This is a genomic window from Methanobrevibacter sp. (assembly GCF_045220775.1).
In the GTDB taxonomy this organism is placed as follows: Archaea; Methanobacteriota; Methanobacteria; order Methanobacteriales; family Methanobacteriaceae; genus Methanocatella.
Genome location: NZ_JBGUWC010000035.1, coordinates 1 through 19,934, shown reverse-complemented (window position 1 = coordinate 19,934; position 19,934 = coordinate 1). Strand labels below are relative to the sequence as shown.

The following is a 19,934-nucleotide window of genomic DNA, read 5'->3' as shown; positions in this document are numbered from 1 at the left end:
GAATGTTAGTTTAAAGGGAAATAACTTAACTATTGATAATGTGACTTATTGCATTGATGGAAACGAGGTTTGTATTGATGGTGTTACTTACTGTTTTGACGGTAATGAAGTGACTGTTGGGAATAGCACTTATTGTTTCGATGGCAATGAATACAAATCAACCGGGCCACATGTCGTTTCTGAAATTTACCAAACTTACGGAATTCTATTATTATACTCATCCAATAATGTAATTTATAATAATACTGTGGACGTTACATCAAAAGTATCAAAAAAGTATTCAGACACTTTATCTACAAATTCCATCGTGGGAATTGATTTGTACTTCAACAGCCACAACAACACTTTCTCAAAAAACACTGTTAATGTACAGGGTAATGACAATTATATTTATGGAATGGGCGTTTTAGGATATACCACCGGACATTCAGCTTCAGAGGGTCAAGGTGCTACCAACAATTCATTCATAGGCAACGTCATATATCTAAATGGTGTTTATTGTGTTGAAGGTATAATTGTTGGTGATGAATCTGAAGGAACCATTATTAAAGAAAATGAATTAATCCTAATCTCCGATGATGTGGTTTATGGTATCTATTTAGAAATGTCCCAAAAATCCACTGTTGTTCATAATGATTTAACATTAATTTCAGGATTATCCATCTATGGAATTCAAGGATTCAGTTCAAGCGATAACATAATAACTAATAATATTGTCGATGCTGATGCTAAAGCGGTATATGGCCTTGTATTCTCAAACGGTAATCGCAACATTATCACTGGCAACAACATTACTGCCAATGGTAATAGCGAAAATATAACTGGAAGAGTTAAAGATGCAATAAAACCTGGCAATGCAGGAATCTATCTTTGCGCCAATTCAACTTATAATTATATTGAAGACAACAATGTTACATCAAAAATTGGATTTGCAGTATTGGTTGATGATGCTGCCATTAACAACACTATTGTTAATAATTATTTAAAATCTGATAAAGGTAATGCAGATAGTGCTATATCAAATTATGTAAGTAATCATGTTTCTGATAATTATGTAATGATTGCTAAACAAAAAGAAGATTCTGAGTTCAATTGGGTTACTTATTTAGGCACAGGTATTATTTCAATTACATTTGATAATGATAATCTTGATGGAGCTATTGTAAAATTCTATGATAATTATAATAAGCAAATTGGTCAATCTAATGTGTCTAATTGTGGTGCTAGCATAAATTATACATTCAATGGATCTTATAAGGCTAGTGTTCAATATGAATTTTCAGCAGAATTATTAAAAGAAGGATATAAGGTTTTAAATTATACTATTTATGTAATTGTGAATAATGGAAATATTATAATTAAAACTTATGATGGTTCCGTTCCTCAAGGAGGCACAGGTAAACTTGTTGCAACAGTTTCTGATGAGTTTGGAAATCAAATTAAAGGTAATGTAATATTTTATAGAGTTGGTGCATATGGACAATTAAATGAATTGGGTAAATCAGCTATTGTTAATGATGTAGCAACATTGTCCTATAAATTTGATTATTTAAAATATGAAGAAGGGGATTATAAACTTGTTGCCAAAATTAGCGGTGTTGATAACTATAACGATGCTAATGCTACATTTAATTTTAAAATAACACCTAAATTACCTCCAGTGGCCACTGAACTCATAGCTTCTGCTAAGATAACTACATCATATAAAAATAGTAATAATCTAGTTATTACTTTAGTTGATGTAAATGGAAAAGCGATTGCTAATGCAGATATTAGTGTTGTTTTAAATAAAGTAACTAAAAATCTTAAGACAGATGCTAATGGTAAAGCTTCATTTGCAATTCCAACTAATTTGGCTCCGGATACTTACACTGCAAAAATTACATATGCTGGTGATTTTTATAATATCAAATCATCTGCAACCACTAAAGTTGTAGTAAACAAAGCGGCAAGCAAAATCACTGCAGCCAAAAAGACCTTTAAAGTTAAAACCAAAACTAAAAAGTACACAATAACTTTAAAATCTGGTAAAACAGCTCTCAAAAAAGTTAAGGTTACTCTTAAAGTTAAAGGTAAAACATACACTGCAAAAACCAATAATAATGGTAAAGCAACATTTAAAATTACCAAATTAACTAAAAAAGGTACATTCACTGCAACCATAAAATCCAGTGCAACCAAGTATTACAAAGCAGCTAAAAAATCTGTTAAAATTACAGTTAAAAAATAGAGATTATCAATCTCTATACTTTTTTTATTTTTACATGTAGATTACTCAATTAATAATTGCTATTTTTAAGATATGTGTTCATATAATTAGAGCAATCATTATTTATTTTAAATGATGTGATAATACTATCAATTTAATTAACTCTAAATTCAAGAATTAGTAAGGTAAAATTAGGTTCTAATTTTCAATAAAAAATAGGGAGGAAAAGTAAATTAGTAAAAACTAACTTACTTCATTGCATCTTTTACTCTGTCAAAGAGTCCTTTTTCAACGTGTTTGATTTCGTCACCGCTGACTTCAGCGAACTCTTTTAGAATATCTTTTTGTTTTTGACTTAGTTTTTTAGGAACAACTACCTTAACAGTCACATAGAGGTTTCCTCTGCCGTTATGCCTGACAGAGTTCATACCTTGGCCTCTTAATTTATAAACTGTTTCGCTTTGTGTTCCAGGAGTAATCTTAAACTCAACTTCTTTTCCTTCAATTGTAGGAATGCTGATTAAATCCCCAAGTGCTGCCTGTGGGAAACTAATTTGTTGTTCTAAATATAGGTGATCTCCTTCACGAACGAATTTTTTATGTCTTTTTACATGGACAGTAACAATTAAGTCCCCTTCAAGTCCTGCTGCTTCACCACAGTTTCCTTCACCTGAAACCCTTAAGTGGTTGCCTTCATTGACTCCTTCCGGAATTTCGATTTTAATTGTTTTTGTTTTTCTTATACTGCCCCTTCCATGACATTCCTCACATGGGTCCGTAATAATCTTACCAGTACCTCCACACTCTCTGCATGGCCTTACATTAACCATTTGACCTAAGAATGTGTTGCTGACTTCTTTAATTTGTCCTGTACCGCCACATGTTTTACATGTTTCAGGTTCTGAGCCTGGTTTTGATTTGGATCCGTGACATGTCGGACATAGTTCGCTTCTTGTAATCTTGATTTCTTTTTCGCATCCGTTGAATGCTTCTTCCAAAGTAATAGGCACTTCAGTATAAATATCTGAGCCTCTTTGAGGACCAGTTCTAGCACGGCTGCGACTTCCTCCACCAAAACCGAATATATCGAATATATTTCCTATGTCGAATCCTTGGAAAATATCTTCGAAGTTTATATTTTGGTAGAAGTCTTCTGCAGTAAATCCGTCCATTCCCGCATGACCGAATTTATCGTACCTTTCACGTTTTTCAGCATCTGACAAGACAGCATAAGCTTCACTTACCTCTTTAAATTTCTCTTCAGCACCTTCTTCATCACAAACATCCGGATGGTATTTTCGGGCCAGATTACGATAAGCTTTTTTAATTGTCTTTTCATCAGCAGATTTATCTACTCCAAGAACTTCATAATAATCACGCTTGTCTGCCATTTATTCACCTTAAATATAATTTTTTAAAAAAAAATAGATAGAAAAAATAATAGTTTTATCTATTGTTAGTTTATTGATTGATTCTGATTCTGATTTGTTATAAGCCTAACAATGTAATAAAACTTAATTATTTAATCTAATCGTCTTTTACTTCATAGTCTGCATCAATTGTGTCATCATCGTCTTGAGCACCAGCGTTTGGATCTGCTCCAGCTTGTTGTTGAGCTTGAGCTTCAGCTTGTGCTTGTTGATAAATTTTAGCACCAATTTCTTGAATTACATTGGATAATTCATCAGACTTTGCTTTAATGGCATCAACGTCATCGCCAGCTATAAGTTCTCTTAATTCAGCTACAAGTCCTTCGACTTTTGTTTTTTCGTCTTCAGATACTTTGTCTTTGAGTTCATCTAAGGTTTTTTCTGAAGTGTAAATTAAGGAGTCTGCATTGTTTCTGATTTCGATTTCTTCTTGTCTTTTTGCATCTGCTTCGGCATTCATTTCTGCTTCTTTGATTTTTTGTTCAATCTCTTCGTCAGACAATTTGGTTGAGGAAGTAATGGTAATTGCTTGTTCCTTACCGGTTCCTTTGTCTTTAGCAGTTACGTTAATGATACCGTTCGCATCAATATCGAAAGTTACTTCAATTTGTGGAATACCTCTTGGTGCAGGTGGAATGCCTACAAGTTGGAAACGTCCAAGTGAAGTGTTGTCAGCCGCCATTTTTCTTTCCCCTTGCAATACATTGATGTCTACAGATGGTTGGTTGTCTGCAGCGGTGGAAAAGATTTGGCTTTTCTTGGTAGGAATAGTAGTGTTTCTTTCGATTAAAGTGGTTGATACTCCACCTAAGGTTTCGATACCTAAGGATAATGGGGTAACGTCTAAAAGAACGATGTCTTTAATTTCACCGGCTAATACTCCTCCTTGAATTGCTGCACCCATGGATACACATTCCATTGGATCAATACCACGTTCAACTGGTTTGCCTATGAATTTTTCAACGTATTTTTGTACGATTGGCATTCTGGTAGGTCCACCAACTAGGATAATTTTATCAATTTCAGATTTGCTCATTTTTGCATCATCTAATGCTTGTTGCATTGGTTTGCCTGATTTCTCTACAATAGGATCGACTAACTCTTCTAATTTTGCTCTGGTAAGGGTGTGGATTAAGTTTTTAGGAGTTCCATCGCTTCCCATAGCAATGAACGGCAAGTTGACTTCGGTAGTTGTGGTGGTGGATAATTCGATTTTTGCTTTTTCAGCAGCTTCTCTTAATCTTTGTACTGCTTGGTCGTTATCCATCAAGTCGATTCCTTCTTTTGCTTTGAATTCATCAGCCAAGTATTTGATTAATATGTTGTCCATATCGGTACCACCAAGTTGGGTGTCACCGCTGGTTGATCTTACTTCAAATACTCCTCCACCGAATTCCATAATGGTCACATCCAAGGTACCTCCACCTAAATCGTAAACCATAATGTTCATGTCATCAGCGTCAGCTTTGTCAAGACCGTATGCTAAGCTTGCTGCGGTTGGTTCGTTAACAAGTCTTACGACATCTAATCCAGCAATGGTTCCTGCATCTTTGGTTGCAGTCCTTTGGTTGTCGTCAAAGTAAGCAGGTACGGTAATTACAGCTTTTTGGATAGGTTCGCCTAAGAAAGATTCTGCATCTTTTTTGATTTTTTGTAAGATGAAAGCGGAAATTTCTTGTGGAGAGTATTGTTTTCCGTTTACAGTAACTTTGTGATCGGTACCCATGCTTCTTTTAATTGCACTGATAGTGTTTTCTGGGTTGGTTACTGCTTGTCTTCTTGCTGGTTCACCTACTAACATTTGACCGTCATCGGTAAATGCTACATAACTTGGGAATGATTTACCGTATTGGCTTGCTCCTTCAGCAGATGGAATTGTGGTTGGTTTTCCTGCCACAAGTACGGATGCTGCGGAGTTACTTGTTCCTAAGTCAATTCCAATAATTTTTTCTTTTTTAGTATCAGACATAATTATCACCTATTTTTTTTAATAAAATTATTTAATAAACATTATTTTTTACAAACTATAACTTTTGAATATTTAAGAACTTTATCCTTGTACATGTAGCCTTTCATTAGTTCTTCTATTATGTATCCGTTTTCGACGTCTTCGGATTCTTGAACCATTAACGCTTCATGTTTGTTCAAGTCAAATTTTTCACCTTTTGCAGGTATTTCCTCTACACCTTCTTTAGTTAGAACGTCTTTGAATTTATTGTAGACGAGTTCGACTCCTTCTCTTAGGTCTGCATCGTTTTCAATTTCTAAAACTCTACCAAAGTCTTCATAACAATCTATAAATTCTTTTATAAGATTTTCATTTGCAAACTTGATTAGCTCTTTATTTTTTTTATCAGTGATTTTTTTAAAATTTTCGAAATCTGCTTGAAGTCTTTGTGAGAGTGAAATTATTTCCTGGGTTTCAGCTTCCTGTTTTTCAAGATCCTCTTTCACTTTTTCTAACTCTTCATCCTTGAGAGTTAGCTCTTCAAGAAGTTCATCATATTTTTCTTGAATATCTTGAGTTTCAACTTCAGTTTCGCTCTTATTTTCGTCAGTCATATTTGCACCTTTCCTAGGTTTTTTGAAAAACTATTGTAATAACTCTCTGCCGAGAATTAAAACTTTAAGCCTTTAATATTGGTTATTTGGGAATTTATGGACATATAGGAAAATGGTTCATCAATCAAGAGTTATTACATCAAGTTTTTCTGAGCCAAATATTAAAGTAACCAAAAGTTATCTTTCTCTTACATTATTATAGTAACAAAAGGTTATATAAAGTTTTCGATATTTTGGGATATTTTCTTACAAAGGGTAACAAAAACATAATAATTTAAATATGGTTAGGACTATAATGTATAATCATGAGCGAAATAAACGACATTGAGAAAAACGAAAAATCTCGTAGAAATGTCAATTCTTCTAATGGCCACATAGAGATTAGAGGAAACTATAATGACCAATTAGGAGGGATTGATAAAGAAGACATCCTTGATGTAATGGGTTGTAAAACCAGAAGAGATATCATAAATCTTTTAAGGGAAGAACCTATGTTCGTTAGTGAAATCTCAAATGAACTGGATATTGGTCAAAAAGCAATTATAGCTCATTTGCGCGCTATGGAAGATATCGGAATATTGAATTCTTCCTACAAAAAGATTGTAAGGGGTCGTCCTCGTAAATATTACGATTTACAGAATGAGGTTAATATCCATATTACCATTAACAGGAATACTTTTGATGTTAATTTCTCAGAGGATATGCTCAATACTTTACAGCTTCCATCAGGTGATGAATGGTCTAAATTATTAGACATTGAAAGAAGAATAGATGACGGACAGCTTGAAGCTATCGATGAGTTGAAAAATCAGATAAGACTATACGGCAATCTTAAAGAAAGGGCCGAATATATTCTTGAGAGAACTTTAAAAAACAGATAACTTTGCTGGCCATTATTTGATGGTTTTTTAAACCATCTCTTTAAACTTTTTTTGCAATAATTGCTTGGCCTAAAGACACAGATCCATCTCCGGCACAAGTATTCTTATGCTGAATGAAATTAAAACCATTGCTTTCGACATGATTCTTAACAGTATTTGTAATGGCTTCGTTGTAGAATACGCCGCCTGTTGCACCGATATTTTCAATATTCTTATTTTCGCTAGCTTTAACGGCAAGCTTGCTTAAGCCGTTGGCTACAGCTCTTTGTCCTGCGGCTGCAACATCAGCCTTTTTCTCACCATTTTGATATAATCTCACGACTTCCCTTAAAATCTCAGTTGTATTTAGCATATTGCCTTCAATGATTGCCGGAATTTCCAAATCATTGGTTGAATAATATGCGGCAGATTCGAGTTTCATGGAACATTCGCCTTCGTATGTTCTTTCATGACATATTTCCAAAGCCACTGCCATGGAATCAAGAACCCTTCCGGTACTTGTTGTGATTCCAACGTTTATTCCAGCATCAATCTGCTTGAAGATGTTTTTGATTTCCATATCACCATATTTGAAGTAACTGGAGTAATTTTTAATTAGATTTTCATCTTTCAGGATACTTGCAAGCATTCTTGCAGGGTATTTTGTGGCAACATCTCCGCCGGGCATTAATTGAGGTTCCAAATGACCCAATCTCTCGAAGTTTTTAATGTCTGTATAGAGAATTTCTCCACCCCAGCTTGTAGCGTCACTTCCAAAGCCCACTCCATCAGCGGCAATAACGATCATCTCCTCAATTGCGCTGTCATTGGCAAGCGCAACGGAGTGTGCATGATGGTGTTGGATTGGCATCACGTCAGCGCCGTATTTTTCGGCCAATTCATGGGCGAGCCGTGTAGTAAAGAAATGCGGATGCAAATCACATGCAATAACATCAAACTCATTGATTTTGGTAATCCTTTCCATATTCGTAATGGCTTCCCTTAAAAAGTTCAATGTTTTCGGTTTGTTTGTATTTCCAATATGCTGTGACGGATACACAATATTGTCTTTAGCAATTGAAAAGGTTACATCAAGCTCAGGACCTAATGCAAGTACATTCAAGTCATTTACATCATAATTTATTGTATAAGGCTCAGGAGTGTATCCTCTTGACCTTCTAATGAATGACAGTTCATTGTTTCTAAATCTGATTACGGAATCATCGCATCTGTTTAAGATTTGGCGGTTATGGACTAAGGAATAATCATTAACGCCGTTGATTATCTCTTCGTTTTTAATCATCATCGGCTCTCCAGGAATATTTGCCGAAGTCATGACATACGTATCGATATCCCCTTCATCAAATAGCAGATAATGCATTGGAGAGTAAGGAAGCATCACACCGATGTTGTGAAGTCCCGGAGACAAACTGTCGGGAAACGGATAATTGTCCTTTTTCTTTAGGATGACAATAGGTCTTTTGTTTGAAGTGATTGTATCGATTTCTTTTTGTGTTAGTTCAGCATATTTTTGAAGGCTTTCAAGGTCTTTGCACATCACTGCGAAAGCTTGGTTTGGCCTGTTTAAGCGTTTTCTAAGTTCTTTTACTGCTTCATCATTGTATGCATCAACAACCAAATGTGTTCCGCCGATTCCTTTTATGGCTAAAATATTTCCTTCCTTTAACTTTTCAGCTCCCAATCTTATAGGATTTTCGGTGTCAATCTTAGTTAATCCTTCATATATTTCCATCTGAGGCCCGCAGTCACTGCAGCAAATCGCTTCGCCGTGATAACGTCTGTTCAGTGGTTCCCTATATTCAACAAGGCAATCGTCACATAATGGAAATTCGTCCATGGAAGTCCTTATTCTGTCATAAGGAACGCTCTCGATTACTGTAAATCTTGGTCCGCAATCAGTGCATGCATTAAAGGCATATTTATATCTTCTATCATTCGGATTTCTAATTTCTTCAAGGCATTTATCGCAGATTGCAATGTCAGGAGGAATAACGCTGATTCCGGAATATGAATCTCCGCTTTCTATTATTTCAAAATCAGTAAAGTTGCTTTCGTCAATGCTTTCCACTTCCATGGAATTGATTTTTGCAATAGGAGGCAATTCCTTTGGAAGCCTATCGACGAACAGGTCAGTATTTTCACCTTCAATAATGATTTCAACTACGTTTCCAAGGTTTCTGACATATCCCTTTAGGCCAAGTTCACTAGCGAGTCTGTAAACATAGGGTCTAAATCCCACACCCTGGACTATTCCTTGAGTTAAAATCTTTAGAGCATTCATTAAATTATAATATTGTAAGTCAAATTTTATATAATTTTATCTTAAATATTATATTATGAAAGAGATACTCGAAAGTTTAGTCGATGGCAAGCTTAATGTTGAAGAGGCCGAAAAACTCATCAATGCCAATAACATTTTGGAATTTGAGGATATTGCCAAAATGGATATCAATAGAAGTGAGCGAACCGGCTTTCCAGAAGCTGTTTTTTCACCAAGCAAAGACTATGATGACTTGCTTTTAATAATTAAAAAATACATGCAAACAAAGCAGGATGACCTGATTGTTACAAAATTACCTAAAGAGAGATATGAAAGAATTCTAGATGATTTGGGTGAAGACACTTACATTTATGAATATAATAAAAGGGCTCAAATATTGATTATTAGAAAAGAAATCAAAGAAAAAGAGATTGTTGCTAAAATCGGGATAATCACAGCAGGAACATCCGATATCAATATTGCAGAAGAGGCAAGAGTCATTGTTGAGGAAGGGGGATGTGAAGCCATCACTTCCTATGATATTGGAGTTGCCGGAATTCATAGGCTATTCCCTCAAATTGCGCATATGGTAAAGGAAGGCGTTCGTGTATTCATTGTCTGTGCCGGAATGGAAGGTGCGCTGCCTTCTGTTGTTGCAGGTCTTGTTGATGTGCCTGTAATTGGTGTTCCAACATCTGTCGGCTATGGTGTCGGTGAAGGAGGAAGAGTGGCTCTGGATGCAATGCTTCAGTCATGCGCTCCGGGAATTGCTGTTGTAAACATTGATAATGGATTTGGTGCAGCAGTATTTGCACTAACAATTGTGAGTAGTGATTAACTTGAAATATGAAAATTTTGATCCTCAAATTCATGATACGCATAAGGTAGCAACATATGTCTATGATGTCGATTTCAGGACTTTTGATTTGTTATTTAAAAATAAGGATAAGGCTATATCAACAATAGAGAACGATTTAAAAAAACATGAGCCCAACAATAACTTTAAAGTAATTCTTGATGATGAAGGTGAACTGATAGGCATGCTAATGGCATATATTTCTAAGATGCCTTATGACTTAAGATTAAAATCATTGAGATTGATTGCAGTTGATGTATTGGACTATTTTGTATTGTGTGACATTGATGAGGATGACTTGTATGTTGCAGAAATAGCTATTGACGACTCTTTGAGAGGTCAAGGTTTAGGTAGGGAAGTTCTGTTTGATGTAATTGACTATGCCAAATCTAAAAATCTGAATAGGGTCATTTTGGATGCTGATTTTAGAAATGTAGGTGCAAAAAAACTTTATGAACGCTTAGGATTTAAGGTTTTCAATGAAAAACGAGTTAAAATTGGAAGTTTTGAAAGAGGGATGCAAAATATGGAATTAATCCTTTAAAGGAACTTCTTTAATTTTGTCATGCACTCTTTTGCAATTGTTTTTATCGTCAAAGAAGAAGAATTCATTAATTCTCTTATGGTATTTATCTTTAATTTTACAGTCGTTTTCAATATATTCAATGATTAAATCGACCAGTTCATCTTCAGTTTTTACAATTTCTCCAAAACCCATAGTTTCATAGTTGAAATAGCTGTCTTCTAAGTCAAAATGATAATCGGAACCATAGTGGTAATAGATAACTGGTTTGTATAGATATGCAAAATCAAATGCAACAGAAGAATAGTCAGTAACCATTAGAGAACCATTATTGAATAGCGTTTGATATTTTACTTTATCATAGTCTATTTTAACATAATCGTTTTTATCAAAAAGGTCGATGTATTCATACACTTTCGGGTGAGGTCTGAAGATTATTTCGTATTCGTATTCTCTAGCTTTATCAATTAACTTTTCATTGTTTATCATTGAATTAAGCTTTTTAAAGAATTCATTTCTTTTAACATACTCTTTTGATTTATGGTCTAAATTTCTTCTCCAGGAAGGCATTATTATTATCTGTTTTTTATCTTTCTTGTTTTCAAGCGTATCATATCTAGGCAAGCCTAGCATTTGGATTATCTCTTCATCATAATTGTAAGGAAAATCAATGATTGATTCATATTCCGTATGGGCGGATGTTAAAAAGAATGCCAAGTTCATGTTAGCTTTATTTAACCATGATGAGATGTTATCTTTAAGAACGCCATGCTGTAAAAATATTGTATTTGATTTCAGAAGTCCTGCGAAAAACGGATATCCTCCCCAAAATGGATAGATAATTTCATTATCGGGGTGGGATGTTATGATGTTTTCTACAAACATTCCAAGATATCTGTGTTTAAGGGATTTATAAGGGATAACTTTACCTATTTTTTGGATATCTTTGAAATCTTTATTTTTTGGGCTCAAAATGAAATATTTGCAGATGTTTCCATCATCCTGTTTAACTGCATATTTAAAAAGAGCCAGTCCATTATCGTCGGATTCGTCTGGACGATCCATATAAAACCATATTCTTTTATTTCTTAAAAACGGATATCCAATCATATAAGCTATTCTAAATGGGATTGCTTTTTCAAATCCGGTTTCATGTTCTTTAACAATATGAATCAGGCTTTTTAATTCTTGTTTTAACCATTTTACAGTAGTCTTCTTCTCGATTAAAATGGAATCCTCTTTTAAGATGCTCAAATAATGTTTTGTTTTTGCATAACCTACAGTTTTTGAGAAATTGCACGGTCTTGAAAAATCAATGTGTAATTTTTTATCATTTTCTTTGAATTCAATTCTGAATTTTCTGGTAGTGTCCAACGGAATTGCTGATTCAATAGAGTAATATTGCACATATTTCTGGTTTAGGCTATATTCATCTTTTTGAGGGAATTTTAATTCGTTTTTTTCAACAATTTCACCATTTACATATATGTCAATGTTTCTATATGAAATTGAAAATGTGCTTGCTAAAATTTTGAGGTTATTGTTGATTATATCATAGTTATCTATGAAAATGGTGTTCAAGCCCAATCTCTCTTTTAGATTTTCATTTAATTCATTGCCATATTTCAATATACATGAAAATATTTTATGCTCATTTTCGAGCAAATCATTGTTTAAAAGTATTTCATCATCAATATATTGGATGCTTTTAGTTAGTTCTGACAAGTCTAATTTTTCAGGTGTTTTTTCAATTGATAAAATCCATCTAAGATGATTAACTAAGTTATATTGAATAAATTGAGGAATATTAGAAGAGTTATTTAAAGATTTTTCCAGTATATTATTAAAGTTAAATTCCATAAAGTTTTCATAGTCTTCTCTTGTGAATGACAAATCATCAGGAGGATATATCTTTTCATCGATATTATTTGAAAAATAGGTCCCGTTTTTGATAATTCCCAAATGGGGATTATTTATTAGAATTTCACTAAAAAAGGTAATGTTTCTATTCTCACTGTCTAAAAATTCAACATTTCCAATGGAATCTCTTTTCACAAAAGTAGACAATCCTAATAACTGAGTAAATTTTGGTTGTTCTAAAAGGTTAATTGTTTCTGAGTTTTTTATCTTGTATTTTAGATAATTCCAATTTCTATCATTCTTAAAATAAAGAATAGGGACGGAAATTAAATCGACACCCTCATTTTTGTTAATAAAATCTAAAACATTCCTGAAAGTATTTTTTGAGTAATAGTCATGGGGTTCTAAAAAGGCAATATATTTTCCGGATGATTTTTCAACACCGATGTTAAGCGACTTAGCAAAATCTGCGGTTTCTAAATGGTAATATTTTATATTATCAGGATATTTTTCAACATACTCATTACAGATGGATTCAGTATTGTCATCGCTGTTATTATCAACAATGATTATCTCAATAGCACTGGTGAAGTCATGTGTTTGATCAATTATAGAATCAATTGATTTGTTAATGCCCAATTCGGAGTTATATGTTGTAATTATAACCGAAAAATCAAATTTTTTCATCCAATCCCTCAATCTTGCTTTTGTTTAAAATCAGGGGAAAGTGTACTAACAATGAAATTTAAATCTTGATTTAACTCGTTTTGGTCTGTATAATCATTAAATTTAATAGTGAATGTGTGGTTACTTGAATATACATAAACCAGTGTAGTATTGCTTTTGGTTGTTGAATTTTGCATGTCAATTCTATAGGTTGTAATGTTGTCAATGTTTAGTGTGGAATTATTAACAACACCATCTAATGATTTCAAATCCTTTTTAAAGCAATCAAAAGCAGTGTCTGATTTGCCCAAATCCTTAATGAATATGGTTTCGTTAGTGTCTTTGTTAATTAAAGTGACACTGGATTTATCGTCACTATCAATTGAAAAATCGCTTGGAAGTGTTATAACAGATTTGTTCACAACGGTTATTGCATCTCCAACTGTAGTTGATGAATCAACAATATGATATAAGCAAGCACAGCCAACTATTAAGATTATTAATATCAAAATCCATCGTTTATCCATTTTAAAACCTTGTTTTATTTTTTCGCACGTTTGAGATATGCATCACATACTTTCCTGGTTTCTCCTTCCATATATATTTGACCATTCTCAAGCCAGATACATCTGTCACAAATTTGTCTAATTTGGGTCAGTGAGTGGGAAACAAGAAGCACTGTAACGCCTTCTTTCATCATTGATTTAATTTTTTCAGAACTTTTTTTTCTAAATTTAATATCTCCAACAGCCAAAATTTCATCAATAATTAAAATTTCAGGGTTGATTAAGGTAGCTATTGAGAAACCTAATTTTGCTCTCATACCTTTGGAATAATTTTTTACAGGGTAATTAATGTGCTCTCCAAGCTCAGAAAATTCCACTATCTCATCGTATTTTTCTTTAATAAAATTTTCATCCATACTTAATAAAGCACCATTTAGGAAAACATTATTTTTTCCGGTGTAGTTTTTATCAAATCCTGCACTCAATTCGAGCAACGGTGCGATTTTACCATTAATTTTAATTGTACCTTCTGTCGGTTCATAAATTCCAGCAATAATCCTTAAAAGAGTACTCTTCCCAGCACCATTAAATCCTAAAATACCAACTCTTTCGCCTTTATAGATATTAAAGGAAATATCATCAATTATCCTAATCTTTTCATTTTCTTTTTTGGTCCGTTTTAGGGTTCTTATAACATATTCTTTTAAGGTATCAATTTTATCTTTTGAGACTTTAAATTCCATTGTGAGGTGATTAACTTCTATCATTATGTCTCTATCAATATTTCTTACTTTAATTTCTAGTTTTGAGTCTCTAGAAGTAGGATTGTATTTGTCATTTCCATCAAAAGTTGTTTTAATTGTATATGTATCCGGTTCCAACTTCAAATCTAAGCTGACGAATCCTTCTTCATCAGTTATCTCTTCATAAGCATCATCGCCAATTTCAATAGTAAGTTTTTCACCAACAATCGGATTGTTGTCATTATCAACTAATCTTATACTATAATCCGGTTCATCTTTTGAAAATATAATCATGTTAGGAGCATATATTTTTGCTTCTTTTTCAATTTCATCCGGTATTTCCACTTCACCGGGCATTATTAATTTTGCCCTTACTCTAGGACAATAATCTTCATCTGGGGGATAATAAATTTCTATTTCTTTCCTGTCCTGTTTTGGAGATATTTTTAGCTTTGCATGACCTGTTTCATCAGTAATCTTTTCAAAGGTTTTTCCATTAAGTTCAAATACTACTGATTCATTTTGAATAGGATTATTATCACCATCTAAGATTTGCACACTATATCTTGTTTTTCTATTCATTACAAAATCGGGCGCATAAATTTTAATATTTTTAAATCTATTATGTTGGAATCTAGTATCAACTGGAATTTGTTTTATTTCCTCTTCTTGAGGTTTACTAAATAGATTTTTTATTTTTTCAATCAAATTCATGGTAAAACCTTATAATTCTAGTACTAATCTTTTCTCATATATTTTAAATAAGCATATTCCAATTCCCAAGGTTGTTAATGAAAATGTCGCCAAGTAAAGTAATGTGGATGTATTGGGAAATATTCCGTAGCTAATGCATTCTCTAAAACAGGAAATTGCAGAGTAAACAGGGTTTAAAGTAAAAATCCTCTGAACAACTGGTGGAACAATTTCCATAGGGTAAAATAATGCTGAAGCGTACATTAACAACAGTGTAAATACATTATATAAATGTCCAACATCAGTGAAATAGGTGTTACAGACAGCCAATATTAATCCAACGCCGAATATTAAGCATAATAAGAATATCATAGGCACAATTGAGAGTATTATTGTCCAATGGAATGTTGCACCTGTAATCGCCATCACTCCAAATAGGATTACAAAGGATATTAAAAAGTTAATAAATTCATAACATATTGTACTTACTGAAAACATATATTTTGGAACGTATATCTTTTTGATTAAGTTCTGATTTCTTTTTATTGATCTCATCGCCCCTTTTGTTCCAGCGTTATAAAAATCAAAGATAATTCTTCCTGATAAGAAGTAAACTGGATAATTCTCAATTTGACGACCGAACAACATTGAAAATATTGCAGTAAACACTAACATGATTAAAAGAGGATTAAAAAAACTCCAAAGTATACCTAACACTGAATCTTTATATTTTGAAGTTAAATCTCTTTTAACTAATTCCTTTAGTAGAAATTTTTTTTCTGCGAATGTATCAAACATTTTTTAACCAATATAATTTATGAGTTTAAGTATCTAATTATTTTCTTCTTCTTTCAAATTCATCAAATACATCATCAAGGGATACGCCTTTATAAACTAGTAATAATAATGTGTGAAAGATTAAATCAACGGATTCGTATACTAAATTTTCATCGTTTTTAGATGCAATTATCACTTCACCGGATTCTTCAGCTATCTTTTCAAGAATTTTATCTTCTGCTTTCTTATCGCTGTCTTGCATGATATTGGATGTGTAGGAATCAATAGGATTGTCACGGCGTGATTCTAAAACTTCATAAACTTCTCTTATAATTTCATCACTCATGTAATCATTCCTCTTTACCTTCTTGATCTTGAAGACTTTCGGTAAGTGCTATTAAAGGATGTTTATCGTCATCAATAATCTCAATATCATCAAATGTCTTTATTCCAGCTTTATCTGCAGTTTTTTCCATTCCTAATTTGATGTCTTGACCCAAATCAATGACATAGGAATCAACAGTTTCATAGCCTTGTTGTGATGAAGCCACTGCTCTGTGATGTCCATCAACTAAAATCCATCTATCTCCGGTTTTGACAACAATTGCCGGTTCAGCCAAACCCCTTTTTAATTCATAGGTTCTACCTTCAAGTTCATCAGCATAAACCTTGTCTTGTGTAGGGCGCAATTTATTTGTTTCAACGCGCATATGTTTTAAAGTAGTTTTAATACCATATAATTGTTCTAAAGTAGTTTTAAAGTAATCCACTTTATTTGGGGTTGACCTTTCAATGTGTGATCGGACCATATCAGTGTTCGTAATAATTCCAACTAATTTTCCTTCTTCATTTACAACAGGCATCCTAGAGATTCCTCTTCTAAACATTACTCTAGATGCATCGTTTATAGATAAGTCTTGATTGGCAACTACTAATTTTGTACTCATTATTCCTTTTACTGTGTCTGCCCATGGTTTTGATACGATGTCGAATGCAGTTACCATTCCAACTACTTTATCATTTTCAACAACTGGATAACTGTTGTGGTTACTTTCTCTCATCAACTCAATGACTTCTTCTGTTAATGTATTTGGGGAAACGCTAATAACGTTTTTTGTCATGTAGTCCTTAACAAAAGATTTCTTTCCGGACATTGTTTCACCATTTATTCAATGTTTTCTTTTAATAGTTTAACAGTTTCTCCAGGATCAGCTTTTCCACGAGTAATTCTCATTACTTGACCAACTAAGAAGTTAATTGATGCTTTTTGACCAGCTAAATAATCTTCAACAGCTTTTGGATTTTCATCTATTGCTTGTTTTACAGCGGCAAGCACTTCATCATCTTTTACAACACCAAGCAAACCTAACTCCTCAGCAATAGCTTTAGGGGATTTATCGTTATTTGGCATTTGTTCAATGATTCTTTGGCCTGCTTTTGTTGTGATTTCTTTTTCTTGAAGCATATTTAGGAATTCAACTAATGCATCAACGGTAATTCCGCTGTCTGCAAAGTCAAGTTTATTGTAGGATAAAACTCTTTTAAGTTCATCTCTCATCCATTTAGCCGCAAATTTCGGATCAATTTCTTTTGCAACTTCTTCATATGCGATAGCCAAATCCAATTCGGATGTTAAAACTTTTGCGGATTCTTCATCAATGCCATAATCATTTACGAATCTTTTAACTTTATTATGCGGAGCTTCCGGCATTATATCTAAAATTCTTTGAATGGTTTCATCGTAAATTTTCATTGGTGGCAAATCAGGGTCTGTGATAAACCTATAATCGTCGGCATCCTCTTTCATCCTCATTCCAACAGTAATCATTTGTGATTCTAGGTAAGCACGAGTTTCCTGTTTGACTTCAACACCTCTTTTCGCAAGGTTTTTTTGTCTGACCAATTCAAATTTCAATGCTTTGTAAGCGCCTTTAATGGAGTTGATGTTTTTCATTTCCACTCTGTTTCCTCCATTAATGGAAATGTTAACGTCTGCTCTCATGGTTCCTTCACCACGGGCTGCTCCACTATATTGTAAAACACGAATCAATTCTTTTAAGAAGTTCCTTGCCTCTTCAGGGGATTTGATATCAGGTTCTGTAACGATTTCAACCAATGGAATTCCGGAACGGTTGAAGTTTACATAACCTCTGTCAGGGTTATATTGACCAGGGTCCTCTTCAGCGTGAATTTCTCTTATTCTGATCCCGTTCAATTCTCCATTAATTCCAATCGGAACAGAAGTTCTTTGATAACCTGAAGGAAGGTCAGGATAATCGTAATGTTTTCTCATAAAATAAATAACATCTTTATCAATTTCACAGTTAAGCATTAAAGCAATCATTAATGCATTTTCTAATGCTTTTTTATTAGTTGGGTGCGGTTTGGCACCTGGTTGATTCAAACAAACTGGGCAAATGTTTGTATTGGCTGGAGCGTCCTGATAATTTGTAGGACAATCACAGAATAATTTTGAATCAGTTTCTAGTTGTACGTGGATTTCAAGTCCACACATCATATCGACATCGTCGTTAATAGTAATTCCTCCACATTGATAATTTTTTAATAATTTATATTATTATTATATTTAGTACATTAGATTTATAAAGATTGTTAAAAATAGTGGTTTTTTAAGGCTATTTTAGAAAATATGCCTAATATTTTTGCAATAATTTAATTGATTGTTTTTCAATATTTATTTTTTAAGGATTCTTTTACATATCTTTTAATGAATTTGTCTAATTCAGGTGAAAATTCGCTTTTTTCCTCACCTAATTTACTTTTATCAGTAAATGTTCCTTTAAGTTGGCGACCAGCCCATTTAACTTCTTCTTCAACACGTTTGCCATATTTTGTTCCAAACATTTTAAATAATGGGAATTTTGTTATTCCATTTGCTCCACTCAAAATCAATATTCCAATGTTTGCTAAATTGTCTATCCATGTTCCACAGATAATCTCTATGTCTGGGAAAGCTAATCTGACTTGCGCTACAACTTGTGCATAATAAAGTGAAGCAGGCTGTGATGAAGTTGCATAAATTGTTTCTTTGTGGGGATTTAATGAGTAAAAAATTACTCTGTCAATTTTGTGATCCTTGATATAGTCAATAATATACTCCACATCATCTAAAGTTTCTCCAAGCCCTAATATTATTGTTATTGCTTTTTTGAATCCTAAATCACCGGCCACATCTAACATATTGCTTATATCTTCTAATTTTTTTGATGGACAAACTCTTTGGTGGATTTGCGGATTAGCCACTTCAACTGCACCAGTTATTCCTTTAATCTCAGATCCATATTCACCCAATTCATCAGTAATTCCTGTATTTAGCCAAACTCCATCACCAGTAATTGTTTTAATTGTGGTTGCTATCTCTTTTATTTCTTGGGTGCTAAATGACTTATATCCTCCGGATAAGAATTCAATATTCCAATCAAGGCGTTTACACATTTCTGCTTCGGCATAAATATTGCTAATGTTTCTTCTGGCTTTTGAAGGGTCTTTTATTTTGTTTTTCTGTGTAGACATATAGCAGAATGCACAGTCTCCTTTATCGCACCACCATGACAAGAATACTGCCCTTTCAAGTGTAATTAAATCACCATGTCTGTTTAAGGTAATCTCATTAGCTTTTTTTATTAGGTCAAATATGTTAGAATCCATATTGTTATATATGGTCTTAAACTTTATATATTAGTTTATAGGAAATTATTTTGTTGATTTTCTTTATTTTTGCATAAATATGGGAAATACCAAAAGGTTTATATATTATGTGACATAAACCATTTATTACTGTTTAAAGTCTTTTGATTTTTAAACATGGGTTTTTATTTGGTTAAGTGAGATGGGTGTCATATGCCGTCGTAGCTCAGTAGGTAGAGCGTTCGGCTGTTAACCGATTGGTCACAGGTTCGAGCCCTGTCGACGGCGCTTTTGGGCCCATAGCTTAGCCAGGTAGAGCG

Annotated in this window: 16 protein-coding genes and 1 tRNA gene; 5 read left to right on the top strand and 12 right to left on the bottom strand. The window is 33.3% G+C overall.

All coding sequences use genetic code 11. The features are described from left to right. Window positions 1-2,230 (top strand): NosD domain-containing protein (locus ACJROP_RS01790; protein ID WP_406533787.1); only part of this gene is annotated, 2,230 nt, incomplete at its 5' end. 227 nt (window positions 2,231-2,457) lie between these two features. On the opposite strand, the gene dnaJ is transcribed toward ACJROP_RS01790, so the two are convergent. The 3 genes from dnaJ to grpE all read right to left on the bottom strand — a co-directional run bounded on the left by dnaJ (window position 2,458) and on the right by grpE (window position 6,201). Next, window positions 2,458-3,600 (bottom strand): molecular chaperone DnaJ, encoded by a 1,143-nt coding sequence (gene dnaJ / locus ACJROP_RS01785; RefSeq protein ID WP_406533786.1) that lies wholly within the window; start codon window positions 3,598-3,600, stop codon window positions 2,458-2,460. Between the two features lie 136 nt (window positions 3,601-3,736). Next, window positions 3,737-5,608 (bottom strand): molecular chaperone DnaK, encoded by a 1,872-nt coding sequence (dnaK, locus tag ACJROP_RS01780; RefSeq protein WP_406533785.1) that lies wholly within the window; start codon window positions 5,606-5,608, stop codon window positions 3,737-3,739. 41 nt (window positions 5,609-5,649) lie between these two features. Next, window positions 5,650-6,201, bottom strand: a complete 552-nt coding sequence (gene grpE, locus ACJROP_RS01775) for a nucleotide exchange factor GrpE (RefSeq protein ID WP_406533784.1) — start codon at window positions 6,199-6,201, stop codon at window positions 5,650-5,652. A 305-nt stretch (window positions 6,202-6,506) separates the two neighbouring features. Here grpE and ACJROP_RS01770 point away from each other — a divergent pair, with 305 nt between their 5' ends. Beyond that, a complete protein-coding gene (locus ACJROP_RS01770; protein WP_406533783.1) occupies window positions 6,507-7,082 on the top strand; it encodes an ArsR/SmtB family transcription factor in 576 nt (191 codons plus the stop codon). A 40-nt stretch (window positions 7,083-7,122) separates the two neighbouring features. Here ACJROP_RS01770 and hypF read toward each other — a convergent pair whose 3' ends face one another. Beyond that, complete coding sequence (hypF, locus tag ACJROP_RS01765) at window positions 7,123-9,363, bottom strand: carbamoyltransferase HypF (protein WP_406533782.1); 2,241 nt, start codon at window positions 9,361-9,363, stop codon at window positions 7,123-7,125. A gap of 55 nt (window positions 9,364-9,418) precedes the next feature. On the opposite strand from hypF, the gene larB reads away from it, so the two are divergent. Together larB and ACJROP_RS01755 are read left to right on the top strand one after the other, a co-directional pair. Then, on the top strand, window positions 9,419-10,180 hold the full coding sequence (gene larB, locus ACJROP_RS01760; RefSeq protein ID WP_406533781.1) for a nickel pincer cofactor biosynthesis protein LarB: 762 nt from the start codon (window positions 9,419-9,421) through the stop codon (window positions 10,178-10,180). 1 nt (window position 10,181) lies between these two features. Then, window positions 10,182-10,742, top strand: a complete 561-nt coding sequence (locus tag ACJROP_RS01755; protein ID WP_406533780.1) for a GNAT family N-acetyltransferase — start codon at window positions 10,182-10,184, stop codon at window positions 10,740-10,742. Here ACJROP_RS01755 and ACJROP_RS01750 read toward each other — a convergent pair. From ACJROP_RS01750 to ACJROP_RS01715, 8 genes are all read right to left on the bottom strand, one after another. Beyond that, window positions 10,731-13,268, bottom strand: a complete 2,538-nt coding sequence (locus ACJROP_RS01750; RefSeq protein WP_406533779.1) for a CDP-glycerol:glycerophosphate glycerophosphotransferase — start codon at window positions 13,266-13,268, stop codon at window positions 10,731-10,733. The genes ACJROP_RS01755 and ACJROP_RS01750 overlap by 12 nt on opposite strands. Window positions 13,269-13,276: 8 nt before the next feature. Continuing rightward, window positions 13,277-13,774 (bottom strand): hypothetical protein, encoded by a 498-nt coding sequence (locus tag ACJROP_RS01745; RefSeq protein WP_406533778.1) that lies wholly within the window; start codon window positions 13,772-13,774, stop codon window positions 13,277-13,279. A gap of 14 nt (window positions 13,775-13,788) precedes the next feature. Continuing rightward, window positions 13,789-15,210: an ATP-binding cassette domain-containing protein gene (locus tag ACJROP_RS01740; RefSeq protein WP_406533777.1), complete on the bottom strand. Its 1,422-nt coding sequence runs from the start codon at window positions 15,208-15,210 to the stop codon at window positions 13,789-13,791. Window positions 15,211-15,219: 9 nt separating this feature from the next. Further along, window positions 15,220-15,987 carry an ABC transporter permease gene (locus ACJROP_RS01735; RefSeq protein ID WP_406533776.1) on the bottom strand — a complete coding sequence of 256 codons (768 nt, stop codon included), beginning with the start codon at window positions 15,985-15,987 and terminating at the stop codon, window positions 15,220-15,222. A gap of 37 nt (window positions 15,988-16,024) precedes the next feature. After that, window positions 16,025-16,312, bottom strand: coding sequence for a phosphoribosyl-ATP diphosphatase (gene hisE / locus ACJROP_RS01730; RefSeq protein ID WP_406533775.1), 288 nt, complete (start codon window positions 16,310-16,312; stop codon window positions 16,025-16,027). Window positions 16,313-16,316: 4 nt separating this feature from the next. Then, entirely contained in the window at window positions 16,317-17,120 is an 804-nt protein-coding gene (locus ACJROP_RS01725) for a CBS domain-containing ParB/RepB/Spo0J family partition protein (RefSeq protein WP_406533774.1), read from the bottom strand. Between the two features lie 11 nt (window positions 17,121-17,131). After that, window positions 17,132-18,484, bottom strand: a complete 1,353-nt coding sequence (gatB, locus tag ACJROP_RS01720) for an Asp-tRNA(Asn)/Glu-tRNA(Gln) amidotransferase subunit GatB (RefSeq protein WP_406533773.1) — start codon at window positions 18,482-18,484, stop codon at window positions 17,132-17,134. A 170-nt stretch (window positions 18,485-18,654) separates the two neighbouring features. Next, entirely contained in the window at window positions 18,655-19,635 is a 981-nt protein-coding gene (locus tag ACJROP_RS01715) for a radical SAM protein (protein ID WP_406533772.1), read from the bottom strand. 194 nt (window positions 19,636-19,829) lie between these two features. Here ACJROP_RS01715 and ACJROP_RS01710 point away from each other — a divergent pair. After that, window positions 19,830-19,902, top strand: a tRNA-Asn gene (locus tag ACJROP_RS01710). Window positions 19,903-19,934 lie beyond the last annotated feature (32 nt).